We start from the raw sequence: 17,389 nt of genomic DNA, 5'->3' as shown, positions 1-17,389 counted from the left end.
CTGCTGTTCCTGGTAACGCCGGTACCAGGACGGCGTGGAGCGGGACGCCGATACTGGGGCCATGAGCGCACAGGGCGACAACGGAACTTCCCGGCGGGGCAGCGATCTGGGAAAGGCACTGCGCCGGTGGCGCGATCGCGTACCTCCTACCGCGGTCGGGCTGCCGGCGGGGCGAAGCCGCCGGACGCCCGGGCTGCGCCGCGAGGAACTGGCCCTGCTGGCGGGGATATCCGCCGAGTATGTGATCCGCCTGGAGCAGGGCCGGGCGACATCCCCCTCCGCCCAGGTGCTCGGCGCTCTGGCGCGGGCGCTTCGCCTGTCGGAAGCCGAGCGTGCCCACCTGTTCGCGCTGGCCGGGCAGCCCGAGCCCACGGACGGCCGACTGCCGGACCGGCTCACGCCGGGGGTGCAGCGGCTGCTCGACCAGATGCCGGGCACACCCGTCGGCGTGTACGACGCGGCCTGGACCCTTATCGCCTTCAACCGGCTGCACGCCGCACTACTGGGCGACCCGTTCCCACTGACGGACCGGGACCGCAACCTGGTCTGGCAGCACTTCACCGGCCCGCCCGGCCCGGTGCGCCACACCCCAGCGCAGCAGGCCCGCTTCGAAACCGCCATGGTCTTCGACCTGCGGTCCGCGTCCACCCGCTACCCCACGGACCCGGTCCTGCGCCGCCTCGTCACAGGCCTGCGCAGCACGAGCCCACGCTTCGCCACCCTGTGGGAGGCCCACGAGGTGAGCGGCCACATGCTGCACACCAAGACCATCCACCATCCCGAGGTCGGGCCACTTCACCTCGACTGCGACATCCTCACCGAACCCGGCGGCGACCTGCGCATCGTCATCCTCACCGCCCCGCCGGGCAGCGACACCGCCAGCCGTCTCGGACTGCTCGACGTCATCGGCACCCAGCAGATGACAGAACCATCCCACCCCCGGCACGGCGTCACCCCGCCCACCTACTCTCACCATTCAGCCAGCCCGAGCCCGCCCCACCACGATCGAACCCCCACACCCGCCCACCCGGCGAATACTGCACACTTCGCATGGCCAACCGACGAAATGCCCTGATTGCTGAAACGCGGCCGCCGCCGGGTGAGGCTGCCGCTAGTTGCCGGCCGCTGGATCGCCGTCCCCGAGGCCGATCCACCAGTGTCCGGCGTCCTTGACTACCAGCAGTTCCTGCCGCTGACCGGTCTCCTCGTACGCCACCGTCAGCGGGTTGAAGTAGTCGACGGACCCCTCCAGCACAGTGACCTCGACGTGCCCGCCCGCTGCTTTGCCGTACTCGCGTACATACTTGGCTGCGGCCGCTCCGGGCTGCTTGTAGGCGGGCCCGGCGAGCTCGGCGAGTCCCTTGGCGTCGCCGTCTTTGAGCCGTTGCACATAGATCCGGACGAGGATGTCGACGTCCTCGGCCGTCTCCTCTACGTCGGGGTACACGGACTTCTCCGCGCGCACCGTCACGTCGACCCTGGGCGAATCGGCCAGGGCATAGGGCGCCCGGAACCAGTTCCACCACACTGCGGCGATCCCGGCCACGACGAGTACGCCGCCGCACAGCAGGATGACCCGTTTCTTCATACGCATCATCTTCCCCTCACTACCAGTTGGGCTTGACGCGGATGATCGAGTAGTCGGTTCCCTTGTTGGAGCCTGCCAGGTAGAGGCCGGTGGTGCCTCCGTGCTGGCGGCTCGGAGGCCCTGCATCTGGGACGGTGGGTCAGGTCGGTCCAGCTGGGCTGGGACAAACTCACCTCCGTGCAGCAGTGGATGTACGAGCACATCCTCAGCATCGAGCCCGCCACCGAGGACGAGAATAAGTGTGAGTGCCGCCGGCTGGGGGCGGGCCTGGTGCGTGGAGCGACTTGTGATTACGTGCCAGACCGGGGGCGGATGCCGGTGTAGGGGCGTACGTCGATGACGGTCATGCCCGCCGTGTGGGCCGCTTCGACGCCCTCGTCACTGTCCTCGTAGACGGTGCATCGCGAGGGGCGGGCCCCGAGCAGCTCGGCCGCGCGCAGGAAGATGTCAGGTGCGGGCTTTCCGCGGTCGACGTCGTCACGGGTCACGAGGGCGTCGAAGTGGTCGCTGAACGGCTGGTGGCGCAGGGTTGCCTCGATGACGTGACGGGCTCCACCGGATGCCACCGCCATGGGGATCCGGCCGTGCATGGCCTCGACGACCCGAAGCACCTCCGGGTGCGGTCGTACGGTGTGGGCCTGTTCGAGGAAGATCCGGTCGCGGTCGGCGACAAGTTCTTCCACGGGGCGAGTCAGCCGCAGGGAACGCTCGCCGGCCAGGGTGCGGATCATCTCCGCGGACGAGGTTCCGGTGCGTGCGTCGAACCATTCCTGTGGGAGTTCCACACCTTGGGGGGAAAGGACGGCGGCCATGGCGCGGTAGTTGGCGTACTGACTGTCGACCAGGGTGCCGTCCCAGTCGAAGAGCAGACAACTGGCGTTGCGGGGGGCGAGGTCGGGGTGCATGAGTGCCTTCTGGATCCGGGAGGTGTAAGGGGTCAGGGTCTGCGCCGGTGTCCGTGACGCAGGGGCGCGGATGCTCGGGCTGGGGGCGCGCGGTCGGTCCGCGATCGGTCGGCAGTCACTGCGTGAAGCTGGCGGGCGTGGGCCGCGCCGCGACCACGAGTGGCTTACCCCGTGTCTCGGGCATGTACCGGGCCAGTGCCAGTGCCGACGCCCCGGTGATCGCGGCGTCCAGCGCGAACGATCCGGCCAGGGTCAGGTGCTGGAGCAGCGGGAGGAACGTCGTGGCCACCACGAAGTCCGCCGCCCAGTGGGCCGCTGTGGCTATCAACGCGCCCCGGGCCTGGGAGGGGTAGATCTCGGCGAGGTAGACCCAGAACACCGCCGCCGGGCCGACGGCGCCGGTGGTGATGAAGAGGCACAGCAGCAGGGCGGTGGCGGCTCCTTGGTGGCCGAGGAGTTCGGCGGTGGTGATTGCCCACGGCGGTGAGCGCCATGACGACGAGTCCGCCGATCATCAGCCAGTACCAGGTGGTTCTTCGGTTGGAACGGCACAGCGGCCCTACCGAGGAACACCCGTGATCGCGCGTCAGGAATAGTCGCCGCTTCCGGTCCTGGCGCAGGATGTCGCGTTCCCGGCCGGTCTGGGTATCGAGTGAGTCCTCGTGGTCGACGACGATGGTGTCGTCGGCCTGTTGAGCTCGTACCGACATTGTCAAGGCCGTTTTCACCCTCCACCTTGCGTCAGCATGAGGCGGGAACGGCTCATTCATTACCGTGCGCGGTGTACAGCGGACACCGCTTCTGGTCGAGTCCGGAGCGGCCGCAGCACCGCCATCCCTTCGTCGAGCCCGACCTGCATGGCGAAGTCGAACCGGTCGACCTCCAAGCACAACTCCACATCACTGGGGTGAGCACCGAGGCGTCGCCCGTTGCGCAGGTCGTCCGCGGCTGGGGAGGTGCGGGCTCGGTGCAGATAGGGGCCGGGGTCGAGACGGTCCTCGGTCAGGAGCCGATCCAGGTACTCGGCGCAGGCCAGATCCTCGGCGGCACGGCCGTCCTCGCCGGTGGCCACGAACGTCACTGAGTCGGCGCCAGCATCGGCCAGGGCCCGGGCCGTCGCGTCGGCGACGACGAAACTGGCGCATAGCGCTAATTTGGCCTCGACGACCGCCAGGGCCCCAACCGTTCCCGCAGTGGTCTTTTGAATCACGGTGCGGCCGGCCAGGTCGGCCTCCTGGATCAGGCCAGGGGAGTTGACGAGGTTGAACCCGCTGACCGGTGCCCCATCCTTGAGCGCAAGCCAGCCCGGGTGACACGCCTTGATCGCCAGTGCCTCGCCCTCGTCGGCAGCGAGGACGATCTTGTCTGCCCCGCGGTGGAAGGCCCATGCGGCGGTGGTGAACGCCCGCATCACATCGATTACAACCGCCACCTGTTCGGTGCCGTCCACGTCGGGTATTCCGACTACTCGAGAGTCCATGCCGGGATGGTTGCAGCCCGCTGAAGCTGTCCACAAGCCACATTGTTGGCTGAGCCGGTCGGTCAGCAGGGCCGCACGTCGCGCCGGCGTGCGGCCCTACGAGGTTCAGACGTCGTACGGCACGGTGATGAGTTCCATGGCGTGGCCCGCCGGGTCCATGAAGTACACGCCGCGGCCACCGTCGTTGTGGTTGATCGCGCCGGGCTGCTTCCCGTGGGGATCGGCGTAGTGCTCGATGCCGCGCTGGCTGATCTGTGCGTACGCTGCGTCGAACTCCTCCTCGGAGACCAAGAAGGCGTAGTGCTGGGGAGTGATCCGGTCCGCAGGGATCGTGGCGAAGTCCAGCGTGACGCCGTTGCTCAGGTCGACCGCGATGAACGGGCCCCACTCGGCGGTGATCTCAAGGCTGAGCAGGCTCGCGAAGAATTCTGCGGACTCCCGGTTGTCCCGGGCATGGACGATCGTGTGGTTCAACTCGACTGACAAGGAATGCCTCCGAAGGCATGTCCCGACACCTCCATGCCTCACCCAGCCGGTGACCGACACTCGATGTCGCCGCAGATCCTCACGGCGTTACTGGCGGTCTGCACCGCCTCAGCGAGCGAAGCGTAGTCTCCGGCGTGACCGAAGTACACGCCGTGTCCAAAGGAAACGGGGACGCCCATGCCCGCTTACGTCATCGTCAACGTCGATCTGCTCGACGAGGAGGCTGGTCTGGCCTACGCACACGTGGCCCAGAAGTCCATCCTCAGCCACGGCGGCCGTTACCTGATCTCGGGCCCCACTCCCAAGCCCGTCGAAGGCACCTGGGACTCGTCCCGGCTCGTGGTCATCGAGTTTCCCGATATGGACCGGATCCGGGAGTGGTACGACTCCCCCGAGTACCAGCGGGCCCGGGAGATACGAGAGGGCAAGGTCCACGTGGGGATGCTGTTCGTCGAGGGCGCGCCGCCCGAGGGCTTCTCCCTCCCGGGCTAGGAATTGTCGCGCAATCGTGTGCGGAGCCAGATGATCAGGGCTGCTGCGGTGGCGGTGCCCAGAAAAACGTAGCCGCGTTTGTCGTATCGAGTAGCTACGGCCCGGGACTGCTTCAGCCTGTTGATCGCCCGTTCGACGGTGTTGCCTTTCTTATACCGCTGTTCGTCGAATCCTGGTGGCCGTCCGCCGTGTGATCCTCTGCGCAGGCGGGCGGCCTGACTGTCGCTCTTCTCCGGGATGGTATGCCGGATGCCCCGGCGCCGCAGGTACTCACGGCACGGCCCATTGCTGTATGCCTTGTCGGCCGCCAGGCTGTCGGGCTTCTTACGCGGCCTGCCCTGACCGACCCGCGGGATGCGGATATTCTCCAGCACGCCATGGAACTGCCCGCTGCCCGCTGCCCGCTGCCCGTTGCCCGTTGCCCGTTGCCCGCCGGTGACGATCAGGGACAGCGGACGGCAGCGGCCGTCCGCGCTGAGGTGGAGCTTGTTGGTGAGCCCGCCACGCGAGCGGCCCAGTCCCTCACCGTCCTCACCACCCCCACCAAGTGGGCGAGCAGGCTCTGCCACGACGTTCCGCCCTGGTGTTCCGCTGTCTGAGCCCCCTTTGGCGTGAGAGCTGCCGGCGGATCGGTGCGGGCGCCCGCCGCGTGCTGATGAGCGCGCACGATGGTGGAGTCCACCGCGATCTCCCAGTCGATCTCCCCCGAAGCATCGGCCGTAGCCTGCACTTGCTGCAGCAGGCGTTCCCAGGTGCCGTCGGCCGACCACAGCCGGTGGCGCTCATAGACCGTCTTCCACGGTCCGAACCGCTCCGGCAGATCCCGCCATTGAACACCGGTTCGCACCCGCTGCAGGATCCCGTCGATTACCTGGCGGTGGTCCCGCCACCTGCCACAAGGGCCATTGCTGACCGGCAGAAACGGCTGTAGCCGGTCCCACTCCGCATCTGTCAGATCACCCCGCCCCATGCCCACCTCAACGACCCAGCCACGAAGCGGTCACATGATCGCCCGGACAAGTCTTAGTAGGGATTCCGGCTGCAGGCCCCGTGTCGGCGTACACCTGAACGCGGCCAGTCAGGTACAGCCATACGTCCCCGGTCCTGAAGGCGGTCGAGTACATCAGGGAGGGCCGGGGCTCGCCGGTCTCAGAGGGCGGGGCACATCGGGCGGGCAAGGGCGCGCCCTACGCTTCAGCGCGTCGCAGAGAGGCAGGCGTACGCCCGATGAAGTCCCGCGCGGTACGGGTGAGGTGGGCCTGGTCGGCGAAGCCTGCGGTGGCTGCGGCCAAGGCGGCGGTCGAATCCGGCAGGTCGGCGATCGCGGTGCGAAGCCGACCCCATCGGCGCAGGCGGGTAAGCGTAATGCCCACGTCCTTGCGGACCAGGGCGCGCAGCCGCACGGCCGACAGGCCGACCTCGGTGGCGATGGAGGTGATGGGCATGTCCGGATCGCGCGACGCGCACAGGTCGACAGCGTGGGCGACTCTCGGATCGAGTGGGGATGGGCACCCGGCGAGTGTCCGCAGCTCGGTGTATCCGGCGGTCAGGTCCACACCGGCGTCGGGGCCGTCGGAATCGGTGCTGCCGAGCGCAGCGAGCAGGCGGCGGATCTCGCCGGCATCGAGCCGTATCGGCTCCGGGTAGGAGGGCAGCAGCCAGGAGTCGATGAACAGGGCGATGTAGGGCGAGGTCGCCGCACAGGTGTGGGCCAACTGGGGCGGAACGATCAGCCCGAACGCCGCGACCAAGGGCCGTCCGGGCTGCCGGAGTTCGGCGTGGCCGCCGATCGGCAGCACCGCTTTCCACGCGGGCAGCCGGTGTTGGGCGACGCGGAACGGTCGGGATTCGGCGAACATCGTCGCTTCGGTGTCGGAGGCGAAGACGATGCGGCGATCGTTTTGTTCAAGTGCCCAAGCACGAGGTGAGCGGATCATCGTGCCATGCACGCTATCGCTGCCGTCGCCTTGGCGTTGTTCCTGGTCGTCACGGGAATCCTGCATTTCCTGGTCCCTGGCTACTTCCGCAGACTGGTACCCGCTTGGCTCCGCCGAGAACGGCTCCTCGTGGCCGTCAGCGGGTCGGCGGAGGTCATGGTGGGTGCACTGGTGCTGATTCCTTGCAGCAGACCGGCCGGGGGCTGGGCCGCCGCCGTCCTGATCACCTGTTACCTGGTCTCCCACGTGGACGCGCTGCGACGCGCGCGGCCGGACCGGCCCAGGCTGCTGGAACGGCCGGCCGGTGTGGTGGCTCGGCTGGTCGTGAACGTCCTGTACATCGCCTGGGCGGTCGCCGTGGCCAGATCGGCGGCCTGATGCACGAGACGTTTCGGGCCGCGAGCCGAGTCGGGCAGGGACGAGTCGGATTCCTGAGCCAGCCCGCCCGCTGCAGACGATCTCGTGACCTTCCGAAGTCCGCTCGCGAACGCGTACCAGCACCTGGGGAGGTTCACCTGCACGCGGCTGGGGAGTCACAGTCGTGCGCCGACACCGAGCACGCAGCCGATAACGAGCACCTGTGTTCCGACGACAGCGCCGTTATTTCGCCTCAACATTTACGAGCCTCTAGATCACCAACTGTCTCCGGAACACGCCATCAAACGCTGTTGCTGGAGATGAACGAAGTCAGCCGACGGCTGCGGGTCTTCTCGGCCCGGAGGGACGTGAACCACAGATGGTCTCGGCACGGAGGTAGCTCGACAGCGATGCTGGACAACGACATTCGCCGCCTGGTGGCGGCGCAGGGGCTGGGGTTTGTCGCCACTGTCCGCCCGGATGGCACCCCGAATCTGTTGACGGTGATCGTCTGCCCCGCGGTGTGCACCTGGTTCCGCTTGTCCGCGAGGATGTACATCGACGCGGCGATGTTGACCGCGTAGTCCAGGGCCACGGCCTTCTGCTTCGCCGGAGACAGGGACGTCTCGCCGGGCTTCTCGAGGCCGGCGAGACGCATGCCGTCGGTGACCTGGCCGACACCGTAACCGCAGTCCGACTGGTGCCAGTTGATCCTCCAGTACGCCTCGGAGGTCTCCCCCTTGTGCCCGTAGAACCCGGCGATCGCCGCCTGCGGGTTGCCCATCTGGCCCGGGATGGCGCCGCCTTCGGCCTGCCACAGGTTCGACTCCTGGGCGAGTACGCCCAGCAGCACCTGCGCGGGGATACGCGCGCCGGCCTTCCCCTTCAGCGTCGGGGCCGGGAACAGTCCCTGCGGGTCGACGGTGCCCAGGCCTGAGCGCCAGCCGCCCTGCCTGATCCACTTGGCGCGCAGCTCGCCGCGGATCGCCATGTTGACGGCCCACTCGACCTGGTTCGGAGTGGGCTGCAGCGCGAGTTGCTTGATGTCGTTACGGGGGATGGAGCACCACCGGTCCGTGTCGACCGGATTATGCGGGTCGGCCGCCGCCTGTGCAGCCCGCCCGCTTTTCTCGGGTGTCCGCCCGCTCTTCCCGGCTGCGCGCAGGGCCGGAGAGAAGGACTCCTTCCCCGTGCCGCTGGTCGTGTCGGCAACCGTCTGGGTGATCTTCTCACCGGTTGCCGTCGCGACACTGGTGATGGTCGGCGCAGCGGGATCCCCGTCCGTGGGGTCCTGGGACGTGCGCGCCCGGGGCGAGGGTTCGGCCTTGGTGAAACCCTTGCCCGCGTTCCCGATCCGGTCCAGACCCGCACGCACGCCGGGCATGAGCACGGGGTCGACGGCCAGTCGGCCCTGGCTGGACACATCCGAATCCGACGGAACGTCCAGGCGCGCCACCGCAGTGCCCGCGAGCTTCGCGTCCGTCGTGTCCCCGGTGAGGAACGCCCTGCCACCGGCGCCCTGTTCAAGGGCCAGGTCTCCGAGCTTCCCCGACGCGAGCAGCGACGGCGTGCCCCGGCCCTTCCACAGCTTGGCACGGGCCGTGCTGCCGATGCGGTCGAGGAAGGCGATTCCCGTGCGGGTGGGGCGGATGTCGAACGGCACACCGTCCGCGGCAGCCAGTCTCTGGAGCTTCCCGTCCGCCGGATCGACGCGCACCAGCTAACGGCCGTGTGCGGCGACGAGCCCGTCCTTCGTCGGGACGGCCGAGGTCACCTGGCCAGTGACGGTGGTATCGGTGGTCGTCTTGCCGCTGGTATTGACCGTGACGAGCCGGGTCTTGTGGTCGCGGAACGCGGTGAACGCGGCCGTCCGGGTCTCGGGGTTGCACGACGGGTCGAAGTAGGCCAGCGAGCCGGTGAAGGGCAGTTTCGTCACGCGGCCGGACTTCAGGTCGACGACTGCGGTGAACGCCCCGCACTGCATCAGATCCGGCTTGTTCGTGAACGTACGCGGCGCATACACGACCGCAGCGTGGTCACGGTCCATGACGCAGGAGTTACCGATCCACGAGTCCGCCGGCATGCCGGGCTCCGCCAACGTGGCAACAGTCCGCCACTGGTAGGCGTCCTTACTGTCCGCCACCAGGACCTTGAAGCCGCCGCTGTCCGCCGCGGTGGTCACGGCCCGGTCCGCCGAGGTCTTCCAGCTCTTCCCGAGCCGCTTGCCGGGATCCGGCACACGCGTCGGCGGCTCGGACGACGGACCGCCGGAGGGCTTCGGAGACGACTTCTGGCCCGGAGGGCTGGAGTCGGCGAACGCCGGCGCGACTTGTACGAGCCCGGTCAGGACCGCGGTGGCCGCAAGGCCCGCGATCCCAGTACGAGCTAATCCGTGAACTCTCAACTACCTACTCCAGTAGTGGGTTGTAAGGCTCAAGGGGGTGGACCGAATCGGCTTCCAGGGGGCTGAGAGACTGCGGTGGTCAACTCGAAAGTGACGACGCGGCATCGGCGAGGACTGCCCGCGCGCCCACCGGAAGGTCGGCCCCGGGTGGCACGGTCGGCCAAGGGGCTGGACTGATCGCCGCGGTCCCGAGCGGCAGTGCGGGCCGCACTGGGAGCAGCGCGACGCTTACCTCTCCGACACCTTCAAGCAGGCGTGTGGGCGCGAGGCGACGTCGCTCCGGCGGTCACATTTCGATGTAGTCGACCTTGTCGTTGAAGGTGCCACCGGTCGGGTAGTCGGCGGTGGAGAAGTTGTAGCAGTAGCCGGCTCCCAGGGCCATGTACGGGTCGGGCAGGCCCGTTCGGGCGTCGTAGGCCAACACGCCGCCCTGAATGCGGGCCACGCAGCCGGAGCTGGCCTTGTCCCGGAAGTCCCAGTCCCCGAGCTGCTTGGTCCCCTTGGCGGACCACTGGAGCCGACGTCCCTTGTAGTCCGCGTGCTCCCACAGACAGACCCAACCGGCAAGGCAGTCCTTAGAAGCCATGGGACTGAACTCAGCATGCTCGCCGTCATCGGGGTATTTCGCGGTGTTGCGGAGTCCTTCAGTCCTCTACGGGGTTTGTCCGGCCTCGTCGACGATGCCGCTGTTGGTGACGGCGACGGAGGTGACGACGGTGCCGGCCTTGCCCCAGGCGTTGTCCTCCATGAGGACTGTGCGCTCACCCAGCAGTCGGGCCGTGCTCTTGTCGAAGATCCACTCAGTGCGTTCGCCGTCGTGTGTTCGGGCGACGGCGACCCCGTTTCGGCCTGTCGCGTCGACGGCGTCGGGGACGACGTCGACTCCGGGAATGAGGGCAGCGGCGCGGTAGAGGGCCGCAGTGGTCTCGGGGGGAGTCACTCCGTTGCGCAGCAGGTCGCCGATCGTGACGAAGGCTTCCTGGTCCGGTCCCGTCGTGGAGTCGGAACCGGCTCCGTGATTCTTCTGAGCGTCGTCGCGGATCCGCTTCAGCAGAGCGCCGGGGTCGGTCGGCAGGGCAGCCAGGAAGTTGTAGGTCGGTGAGTTCAGATTGCCTCGGCCCGGAGTGCCCGGCAGCAGTTTGTCCTTGCCTTCTTTGCGCTGCAGAGTCTGTTCATTGCCGTCCACCGAGGTCCACTGCTCCATGGCCTCGTTTTGGCGCAGGAGTTCCGTCTCGCCGGACTTGGTCTCTGACAGCACCGATGTGTGGCCGACCGTCTTCACGTACGAGTACTGCCCGGCGCGCACCTTCGTCTGCGGCGTCGTAGCGGCGGCCAGAGCCGCTCTCTCCAGCAATTCGACCGACGCTGCCGAAGCCGGTGGCACGTCAGGCCGAGCGCCAGGGGAGCCGAAGTCGAGAGTAAGAACGACGACGGCCGCTCCAGCGGCCACTGCCGCTCCCAGCACCAGCCCCCAGCGCCCTCTCGACCGCAGCGCCAGACGGGGAGAGCGGGATCGCGCTTGCCGGTCGACCTCGCTCAAGAAGTGCTCACGGCGGGCTTCCACTCGTCCTGGTGCCGGCTCCGGATAGGGAGCCGGAGGCAGCATCCGACTCGCCTGCTCACGCTCGAGCTTTTCCTGCTCCAAACTCATCGTGCACTCCTCCTGTGGGAAGGGCCGGCTGAGGCCTCCCCGCTCTGCGATATGTGTCCGCTGCCGGTCCGCAGTTCCACACCATGCGGATCTGATACAAGCTCCTCCTCGACGAGCCGGCGCAGCTTCTCTCTCGCTCGTGAGAGCCGGGAACGTACCGTGCCCACAGGAATTCCCAACGCCTGAGCGGCCGCGGCGTACCCCAGATCGGACCAGACGACCAAGGTGAAGGCCTCGCGTTCGGTTCGCTTCAGACGTTGCAACGCTCGGGCTGCGGCGGCCAGCCGCTGAGCGTTGGCCATCTGGCCGACCACCTCGTCCGAAAAGTCAGGCAACGCTTCCGGCGGTGGTAGACGGGACATCGCCTCCCGATGCCGACGTGCCGCCCGGGCGATGTTTCGCATCACGTTGGTCGCGATGCCCAAAAGCCATGCCCGCACGCTTCTGACTTCCTCGCGCAGCTTGTCGCGCAGCCGCCAGGCCTCCAGAAAGGTGAGTGACATGACGTCCTCGGCGAGGGCCCAGTCACCCGTCGTCCGGATCGCGTGGGCATAGACGACACGCGCATGCTCGTCGAAAATCTCGGCGAACGCCGTCCGATCGCCAGACCGGACCCGTTCATGCATTAGGAAGTCCACAGCAACAAGTGTCCGCACAGCTGCATCGGTTCCACTTCTTCTCCGCCGCAGACGGAACTCGTTCCGGCCACCGACGTGTTCAGACATGCGCCGCACCCGGATGGCAATCGCCCCGGCCTGGTACGCAGCCGCGCCAAGGACCTGCACGAAGCGATCCCCAGCGAGCACACCACGAACACGCCGTACGGGAATTACGGAACGTCCTGGCCGCCTGAGAACCCGGCCAGTTCAGTCCAGATGGACGCGGGCTGCGCACGCCCTGGACGAGGAACCGAACCAGATGGCCTGACACGGTCCGATCGCCAACGCGGCGAGAAGGGCGGGCTGCTGGTGGGGCAGGATGGCCGCGGCGATCAGGAAGGGGCGGGGCGTGCGGCTGACCATCGATACCGAGACCGACAGCTACGAGCAGGCGATCGCCGCGGTGCAGGCGGCCTACGGGCTCCGCCCCGATGTTCCGGCCGACTGGCCGGACGCACCGGCGACCGAGCCCCGGCCCGGCCCGGAAGACCTGAGCGAGGACGACCTCGGGGACGGCTGGACGGACCGGCTTCTGTTCCAGATGATCGCATCCCTGATGCCCAGAGCCCGGGCGGTGTTGCGTCGCATCGTGGAGATGGGCGGCACGGCCACCTATGACGAGGTCCAGCAGCACTTCGCCGATCACCCGACGGCCCCGATACCCCGGACGAAGATCGGCGGGTCCCTGACGAGCGTCAAAGCGGTGCAGCGCCACGTCGGCCCGGCCGGCGCGGACCATCTACTTCAGTGGGACGAGCGAGCACGGCTCTACCGCATCGAGCAGGCCTTGGTGGAAGGCTCATCCGGGCCTTCGCCCTTGCTGACAGCCGCCCGGATCTAATGCGCCGTGATCCAGACAGCCAGGAGCCCAGTCCCCTCTGATCAGTGTCCTCAGGCGCTTCGCAGCGGCTCGGCCACGTCGCTATTCCCGCCGTGGTCGAGTGGGCGCGGTCATTTGATCGCGCCGGTCCAGTGGGGTGTGACGCCGCAGCACAGTTGGCAAATCAGCACGCTTGTTGGCAAACGCCGCTGATGTTGCTCTGCGGTTACTCTGCGGACTGATCAGTTGTGGTCAGGGGCCGTCGTCCGGATCGGGCGTACGGCGTCGGTGGCTGTCCACGGTGCAATGAGCGCGGCGGCCACGGAGACGGCGGCCAGGAGGAAGAACAGCGGTCCGTAGCCGCCGAGGGGCACGGCCAGGGCGGCGCCGGCGAACGGCGCGAGCGCTGCCGCTGTGTGGGCGGGTGCGGCGAGCAGTCCGGAGAGGCGGCCGTAGTGGGCCGTGCCCCAGCGGTCGGTGATGGCGGTGGCCTGGAGCAGGGTGAGGTTGCCGCGGACCATGCCGGCCACGATCGACACGGTGATGAGCAGGGCGTACGGGCCGGGGGCTGCGGCGAAGGCGGCGGTGGTGAGGCCACCGAGCGCGATGAGGACCGTCGTCCGCGTCGCCGCTTCGGTTCGGCGGGCGAGGGCGGCGTACAGGTGCGGCCGAGGGTCTGTCCGGCGCCACCGAGGCCGAGGGCCCAGGCGGCCTGGCTGGTGGTGTACCCGCGTTCCAGGAGAAGGGGGACGAGGGCGACGACGACGGCGTACATCGCGAAGCCGGACAGGGTGAAGGCGGCGGCGAGCAGTAGGAACGGCCGGCTGCGCCCGACGCCTTCGGCGCCTTCGGGAAGGAGGCCGGGCTTCTCACCTCCGAGCGGCGCGGCACCTGGGTGTACTACCGGGTCGAGCCGTCGGTGCTCGCCGCGATGGGCAAGCTGTTGACACTGCCCACCGCGGCCTGACGACCGGCAGACGGACGGAAGTGGGACGCCGTCGCGGCATCTGGCGCGACGGCCTCCTCGTCGAGCGCCGCAGCCCAGAGATCGACTGAATGCAGCCCGCCCGGTGAGCATGCGAGCATGCCGGTGCTCGGAGGTCTGGACGAATCCTGAGCGGACCTGCGGTGCCTTCGCCCGAAGGGAAGGTCGCACTGTAGCGGGCGGGGGCGGCCGCCAGCGAAGATGCCCGCCATGACCACTGATCAGAGCCATGTTCCGCTGCGCGCTACGCATCCGGGGTCCGTGGTGTTCGGCGCGGGAGGAGCCATCGGGGCGCTGGGCGGGATGATCGGGCTGGGCGGGGCGGAGTTTCGCCTGCCCCTGCTGATCAGCCTGTTCGGGTTCGCGGTGCTCTCGGCCATCATCCTGAACAAGGCGATGAGCCTGGTCGTGGTACTGGTTGCACTGCCCGCCCGGCTGGCCGCGGTCCCGGCCGCCGAGGTAGCCGCACGGTGGCCGGTCGCGGTCAACCTGCTGGCCGGCAGCCTGCTCGGTGCCTGGGCCGGAGCGAGCTGGGCGTTGCGCATGCGCAGCTCCACCCTCTACAAGGTGCTGGCGGCGCTGATGGTGCTCATGGCGGCCGCCCTGGTAGTCACCCACACCACCCCCGTGGATGCGCTCGCCCTGCCGCTGGGGGCCCAAGTGCCCGGTGGCGTCGTCGCCGGGTTCGGCATCGGCGTGGTCGCCGCGATCATGGGTGTGGCCGGAGGTGAGCTGCTGATCCCGACGATCGTTCTGCTGTTCGGCCAGGACATCAAGATCGCCGGAAGTCTCTCCCTGCTGGTCTCCCTGCCGACCATGCTGGTCGCGTTCGCCCGCTACAGCCGCGACGGCAGCTTCGCCGTCCTCGGCGCCAACCTCCGCTTCACCCTGGTCATGGCCGCAGGCTCCACAGTCGGCGCAGTACTGGGCGGGCTGCTCCTAGGCGTGTTCCCGGACCTGGTCCTCATCCCCCTGCTGGCCGTGATCCTGCTCGTCTCTGCCATCAAGCTCTTCCGCCACCCCTGATGTTGCCGAGGCGACAAGCTGGTGATCCGCGGGCAGGAAGGTGTGAGAGCGCACACTCAGTTGCTCAGCAACTCTGCGATCTGCGCTGCGGCGTTGCGGGCCGGGCGGCCGACACCGATGAGCGTGGCTGAGGCCGGTCCGGTCCAGTCGCCGTAGCCGAGCAGGTGCAGCCGCGGCTCGGCCAGGGCGCGGGTGCCATCGGTGGGGATGTGCCCACGCGGGCCGCGCACGTTCAGCGGGGCGAGGTGTGCCAGTGCCGGACGGAAGCCGGTGCACCAGATGACCGCGTCCGCGCCGGTGTGGCTGCCGTCGGTCCACCGTGCGCCGTCGGCAGTGAGCCGGGAGAACATCGGCTTCGCCTTCAGGAGTCCGGCATCACGGGCGGCGCGAACCGGGGTTACGGCGACGATGTCGCCGAGCGAAGCCACCCCGCCGGTGTCACTGCGGCCTGCATCAAGGGCACGGCGGCGGGCGGTGGCGACGTCGAACAAGGCGCGGCCGTCGATGTCGTCCGGCAGGAAGCGCGGCGGCCGCTGGGTCACCCACGTCACCTCCACCCGTCCGTCCAGGGCGAGGTCGGCGGCGATCTGGGCGCCGGAGTTCCCGCCGCCGACCACGACGACGCGCTGGCCGGCGAAATCGGCCGGACAGCGGTAGTTCACGGTATGCAACTGCCGGCCGGCGAAGACGCTCAGACCGGGGACGGCGGGCAGGAAGGGCCGCGACCAGCTGCCGGTGGCGCTGATGACCGCGCGGGCCCGCCAGGTGCCGGAGTCGCCCTCGACGAGGAGCCGGCCTGCGTCGCAGCGTACGGCCTCCACACGGGTGCCGTGCTGGACGGGCAGGTCATAGCGCTTCTCGTAGTCGGTCAGGTAGTCGACCACGTGCCCGGCGTCCGGGTAGGTCTCGCCTGCCTGAGCGGGCATGAGCCGCCCGGGCAGCGAGGAGTAGGCGGCCGGCGAGAACAGGTGCAGCGAGTCCCACATATGCCGCCAGGACCCGCCCGGCGCCGTACCGGCGTCCAGGATCACGTAGTCCAGGCGCTGGCGGCGCAGGTGGTAGCCGGCGGCGAGCCCTGCCTGGCCGCCGCCGACCACCACCACATCCGTGTGCTGCGTCACGGGGCCGTCGTCACCGCGCCGGCGGCGAACTTCCTCCGCCAGGCGAGTGCGACGTAGACCAGGCCGATCAGGACCGGGACTTCGATGAGCGGTCCGACGACGCCGGACAGGGCCTGGCCGGAGGTGACGCCGAAGGTGGCGATGGCGACCGCGATGGCCAGCTCGAAGTTGTTGCCCGCCGCGGTGAACGCGAGGGTGGCGGTGCGGTCGTAGGCGAGGCCGAGGCCCTTGCCGAGGAGGAAGGTGCCGAAGAACATGATCGCGAAGTAGACCAGCAGCGGCAGCGCGATCCGGGCGACGTCCAGCGGCTGCGAGGTGATGGTCTTGCCCTGCAGGGCGAAGAGGATGACGATCGTGAACAGCAGCCCGTACAGCGCCCACGGGCCGATCTTCGGCAGGAACGTCGCCTCGTAGTCGGCGCGGCCCATCTTCTGCTCGCCGATGCGGCGGGTCAGGAAACCGGCCAGCAGTGGGATGCCGAGGAAGATGATGACGTTCAGCGCGATGTGCCAGACGGACACGTCCAGGCCCTGGCCGTCGCCGAGGTTCATCCAGCGCGGCAGCAGGTCGAGGTAGAACCAGCCCAGCAGGCCGAACGCGAGGACCTGGAAAACCGAGTTCAGCGCGACGAGGACGGCGGCGGCCTCGCGGTCGCCGCAGGCGAGGTCGTTCCAGATGATGACCATGGCGATGCAGCGGGCGAGTCCGACGATGATCAGGCCGGTGCGGTACTCGGGCAGGTCCGGCAGGAAGATCCAGGCGAGTGCGAACATGACCGCCGGGCCGACGATCCAGTTGATGACCAGCGAGGAGATCAGCAGCTTGCGGTCGCTGGTCACGCGGTCGAGCTTGTCGTAGCGGACCTTGGCCAGGACCGGGTACATCATGATCAGCAGGCCGACGGCGATCGGCAGGGAGATGCCGCCGATCTCGACCTTGGCGAGGGCGTCGTTCAGACCGGGGATGGCGCGGCCCAGGCCGAGCCCGAGGGCCATCGCGGCGAGGATCCACACGGCGAGGAAACGGTCGAGCGTCGACAGCTTCGCGACGACCGATTCCTCGGTGGTCGCGGGTGCTTCAGTGCGGGTCACGGACAGGCCCTCTTGTTGTCGGCGGCATTGCGAGCGGACTCGGCCAGGTCGGCGAACTGGCCGGCGAGCTGGGCGATGACATCGGGCTTGACCTTGTAGTACGTGTACCGGCCGCAGGGCTCCGTCTCGACGACTCCGGCCTCGCGCAGCACTCTCAGGTGGTTGGAGAGGTTGGTCTGCCGGGCACCGGTCTCCTCCACGAGGTGGGTGGTGCACAGCGTCTCTTCGGCGAGCAGGGTCACGATCCGGAGCCTGAGCGGGTCGGCCAGCACCCGGATCAGATCAGTGTCGACTGACGTCATCATGGGCTGATACTCTCACATCACTCCGAGCTGATACCAGCCGGGGCTGATGACACCTGGGACCCGCATCCCTCCGCCCCGAAGG

Annotated in this window: 19 protein-coding genes and 3 pseudogenes; 6 read left to right on the top strand and 16 right to left on the bottom strand. The window is 68.5% G+C overall.

What is annotated here, in order from left to right:
- Positions 1 to 61 precede the first annotated feature (61 nt).
- Positions 62 to 1,075, top strand: coding sequence for a helix-turn-helix transcriptional regulator (locus tag CP976_RS42380; RefSeq protein ID WP_150485104.1), 1,014 nt, complete (start codon positions 62 to 64; stop codon positions 1,073 to 1,075).
- Between the two features lie 36 nt (positions 1,076 to 1,111).
- Here the strand turns inward: CP976_RS42380 and CP976_RS42375 are convergent, their stop codons facing one another.
- The 5 genes from CP976_RS42375 to CP976_RS42355 all read right to left on the bottom strand — a co-directional run bounded on the left by CP976_RS42375 (position 1,112) and on the right by CP976_RS42355 (position 4,459).
- Positions 1,112 to 1,588, bottom strand: a complete 477-nt coding sequence (locus tag CP976_RS42375; protein ID WP_150485103.1) for a hypothetical protein — start codon at positions 1,586 to 1,588, stop codon at positions 1,112 to 1,114.
- Between the two features lie 290 nt (positions 1,589 to 1,878).
- Entirely contained in the window at positions 1,879 to 2,493 is a 615-nt protein-coding gene (locus CP976_RS42370; RefSeq protein ID WP_150485102.1) for an HAD family hydrolase, read from the bottom strand.
- A gap of 115 nt (positions 2,494 to 2,608) precedes the next feature.
- Positions 2,609 to 2,902: an MFS transporter gene (locus tag CP976_RS42365; protein ID WP_341874651.1), complete on the bottom strand. Its 294-nt coding sequence runs from the start codon at positions 2,900 to 2,902 to the stop codon at positions 2,609 to 2,611.
- 360 nt (positions 2,903 to 3,262) lie between these two features.
- Positions 3,263 to 3,973 carry a 2-phosphosulfolactate phosphatase gene (locus CP976_RS42360; RefSeq protein ID WP_167537521.1) on the bottom strand — a complete coding sequence of 237 codons (711 nt, stop codon included), beginning with the start codon at positions 3,971 to 3,973 and terminating at the stop codon, positions 3,263 to 3,265.
- 105 nt (positions 3,974 to 4,078) lie between these two features.
- Positions 4,079 to 4,459 carry a VOC family protein gene (locus tag CP976_RS42355; protein ID WP_150485100.1) on the bottom strand — a complete coding sequence of 127 codons (381 nt, stop codon included), beginning with the start codon at positions 4,457 to 4,459 and terminating at the stop codon, positions 4,079 to 4,081.
- Between the two features lie 177 nt (positions 4,460 to 4,636).
- Here CP976_RS42355 and CP976_RS42350 point away from each other — a divergent pair, with 177 nt between their 5' ends.
- Entirely contained in the window at positions 4,637 to 4,951 is a 315-nt protein-coding gene (locus tag CP976_RS42350) for a DUF1330 domain-containing protein (protein WP_150485099.1), read from the top strand.
- Here the strand turns inward: CP976_RS42350 and CP976_RS42345 are convergent.
- Positions 4,948 to 5,921: pseudogene (locus tag CP976_RS42345) on the bottom strand (IS5 family transposase). The gene CP976_RS42350 and the pseudogene CP976_RS42345 overlap by 4 nt on opposite strands.
- Before the next feature lie 217 nt (positions 5,922 to 6,138).
- Positions 6,139 to 6,954, bottom strand: coding sequence for a helix-turn-helix domain-containing protein (locus tag CP976_RS44220; protein WP_229876579.1), 816 nt, complete (start codon positions 6,952 to 6,954; stop codon positions 6,139 to 6,141).
- Positions 6,955 to 7,017: 63 nt separating this feature from the next.
- Here CP976_RS44220 and CP976_RS42335 point away from each other — a divergent pair, with 63 nt between their 5' ends.
- The gene (locus CP976_RS42335; RefSeq protein ID WP_150485098.1) at positions 7,018 to 7,266 is read left to right on the top strand and encodes a hypothetical protein; all 249 of its coding nucleotides are present in this window, start codon (positions 7,018 to 7,020) and stop codon (positions 7,264 to 7,266) included.
- Between the two features lie 280 nt (positions 7,267 to 7,546).
- Here CP976_RS42335 and CP976_RS42330 read toward each other — a convergent pair whose 3' ends face one another.
- The 5 genes from CP976_RS42330 to CP976_RS42310 form a co-directional block, all read right to left on the bottom strand.
- Positions 7,547 to 8,962, bottom strand: a complete 1,416-nt coding sequence (locus CP976_RS42330; protein WP_150485097.1) for a hypothetical protein — start codon at positions 8,960 to 8,962, stop codon at positions 7,547 to 7,549.
- Positions 8,963 to 8,965: 3 nt separating this feature from the next.
- On the bottom strand, positions 8,966 to 9,484 hold the full coding sequence (locus CP976_RS42325) for a hypothetical protein (RefSeq protein WP_150485096.1): 519 nt from the start codon (positions 9,482 to 9,484) through the stop codon (positions 8,966 to 8,968).
- Between the two features lie 451 nt (positions 9,485 to 9,935).
- Complete coding sequence (locus tag CP976_RS42320) at positions 9,936 to 10,235, bottom strand: peptidase inhibitor family I36 protein (protein ID WP_150485095.1); 300 nt, start codon at positions 10,233 to 10,235, stop codon at positions 9,936 to 9,938.
- Positions 10,236 to 10,301: 66 nt separating this feature from the next.
- Positions 10,302 to 11,300, bottom strand: a complete 999-nt coding sequence (locus tag CP976_RS42315) for a CU044_5270 family protein (RefSeq protein ID WP_190147057.1) — start codon at positions 11,298 to 11,300, stop codon at positions 10,302 to 10,304.
- Positions 11,297 to 11,926 carry an RNA polymerase sigma factor gene (locus tag CP976_RS42310; protein ID WP_150485094.1) on the bottom strand — a complete coding sequence of 210 codons (630 nt, stop codon included), beginning with the start codon at positions 11,924 to 11,926 and terminating at the stop codon, positions 11,297 to 11,299. The genes CP976_RS42315 and CP976_RS42310 overlap by 4 nt, the downstream gene beginning before the upstream one ends.
- 382 nt (positions 11,927 to 12,308) lie before the next feature.
- On the opposite strand from CP976_RS42310, the gene CP976_RS42305 reads away from it, so the two are divergent.
- On the top strand, positions 12,309 to 12,800 hold the full coding sequence (locus CP976_RS42305; protein WP_229876576.1) for a hypothetical protein: 492 nt from the start codon (positions 12,309 to 12,311) through the stop codon (positions 12,798 to 12,800).
- Positions 12,801 to 13,021: 221 nt separating this feature from the next.
- Here the strand turns inward: CP976_RS42305 and CP976_RS42300 are convergent.
- Positions 13,022 to 13,617, bottom strand: a pseudogene (locus tag CP976_RS42300) (MFS transporter); the annotation flags it as partial.
- 15 nt (positions 13,618 to 13,632) lie between these two features.
- Here CP976_RS42300 and CP976_RS44215 point away from each other — a divergent pair.
- Positions 13,633 to 13,746 (top strand): annotated as a pseudogene (locus tag CP976_RS44215) (transcriptional regulator); the annotation flags it as partial.
- Between the two features lie 228 nt (positions 13,747 to 13,974).
- The gene (locus tag CP976_RS42290; RefSeq protein WP_150485093.1) at positions 13,975 to 14,790 is read left to right on the top strand and encodes a sulfite exporter TauE/SafE family protein; all 816 of its coding nucleotides are present in this window, start codon (positions 13,975 to 13,977) and stop codon (positions 14,788 to 14,790) included.
- 56 nt (positions 14,791 to 14,846) lie between these two features.
- On the opposite strand, the gene CP976_RS42285 is transcribed toward CP976_RS42290, so the two are convergent.
- From CP976_RS42285 to CP976_RS42275, 3 genes are read right to left on the bottom strand one after another with little or no spacing between them, the layout of a single operon-like run.
- Positions 14,847 to 15,911, bottom strand: coding sequence for an ArsO family NAD(P)H-dependent flavin-containing monooxygenase (locus tag CP976_RS42285; protein WP_150485092.1), 1,065 nt, complete (start codon positions 15,909 to 15,911; stop codon positions 14,847 to 14,849).
- A complete protein-coding gene (arsB, locus tag CP976_RS42280; protein ID WP_150485091.1) occupies positions 15,908 to 17,002 on the bottom strand; it encodes an ACR3 family arsenite efflux transporter in 1,095 nt (364 codons plus the stop codon). Before arsB ends, CP976_RS42285 begins: the two co-directional genes overlap by 4 nt.
- Positions 16,999 to 17,307, bottom strand: coding sequence for an ArsR/SmtB family transcription factor (locus tag CP976_RS42275; protein ID WP_150485090.1), 309 nt, complete (start codon positions 17,305 to 17,307; stop codon positions 16,999 to 17,001). The genes arsB and CP976_RS42275 overlap by 4 nt, the downstream gene beginning before the upstream one ends.
- Positions 17,308 to 17,389 lie beyond the last annotated feature (82 nt).

It is taken from the genome of Streptomyces coeruleorubidus, from assembly GCF_008705135.1.
Taxonomy (GTDB): Bacteria; Actinomycetota; Actinomycetes; order Streptomycetales; family Streptomycetaceae; genus Streptomyces; species Streptomyces coeruleofuscus.
The sequence above is the reverse complement of the archived record's forward strand: the minus strand, read 5'-3'. Positions and strand labels throughout refer to the sequence as shown.

Bases quoted from the DNA above. Each gene is read 5' to 3' on its own strand.
- CP976_RS42380 (WP_150485104.1), top strand. From the start codon at position 62: ATGAGCGCACAGGGCGACAACGGAACTTCCCGGCGGGGCAGCGATCTG.
- CP976_RS42375 (WP_150485103.1), bottom strand. From the start codon at position 1,588: ATGAAGAAACGGGTCATCCTGCTGTGCGGCGGCGTACTCGTCGTGGCC.
- CP976_RS42370 (WP_150485102.1), bottom strand. From the start codon at position 2,493: ATGCACCCCGACCTCGCCCCCCGCAACGCCAGTTGTCTGCTCTTCGAC.
- CP976_RS42360 (WP_167537521.1), bottom strand. From the start codon at position 3,973: ATGGACTCTCGAGTAGTCGGAATACCCGACGTGGACGGCACCGAACAG.
- CP976_RS42350 (WP_150485099.1), top strand. From the start codon at position 4,637: ATGCCCGCTTACGTCATCGTCAACGTCGATCTGCTCGACGAGGAGGCT.
- CP976_RS44220 (WP_229876579.1), bottom strand. From the start codon at position 6,954: ATGCAGGATTCCCGTGACGACCAGGAACAACGCCAAGGCGACGGCAGC.
- CP976_RS42320 (WP_150485095.1), bottom strand. From the start codon at position 10,235: ATGGCTTCTAAGGACTGCCTTGCCGGTTGGGTCTGTCTGTGGGAGCAC.
- CP976_RS42315 (WP_190147057.1), bottom strand. From the start codon at position 11,300: ATGAGTTTGGAGCAGGAAAAGCTCGAGCGTGAGCAGGCGAGTCGGATG.
- CP976_RS42310 (WP_150485094.1), bottom strand. From the start codon at position 11,926: ATGCATGAACGGGTCCGGTCTGGCGATCGGACGGCGTTCGCCGAGATT.
- CP976_RS42290 (WP_150485093.1), top strand. From the start codon at position 13,975: ATGACCACTGATCAGAGCCATGTTCCGCTGCGCGCTACGCATCCGGGG.
- CP976_RS42275 (WP_150485090.1), bottom strand. From the start codon at position 17,307: ATGATGACGTCAGTCGACACTGATCTGATCCGGGTGCTGGCCGACCCG.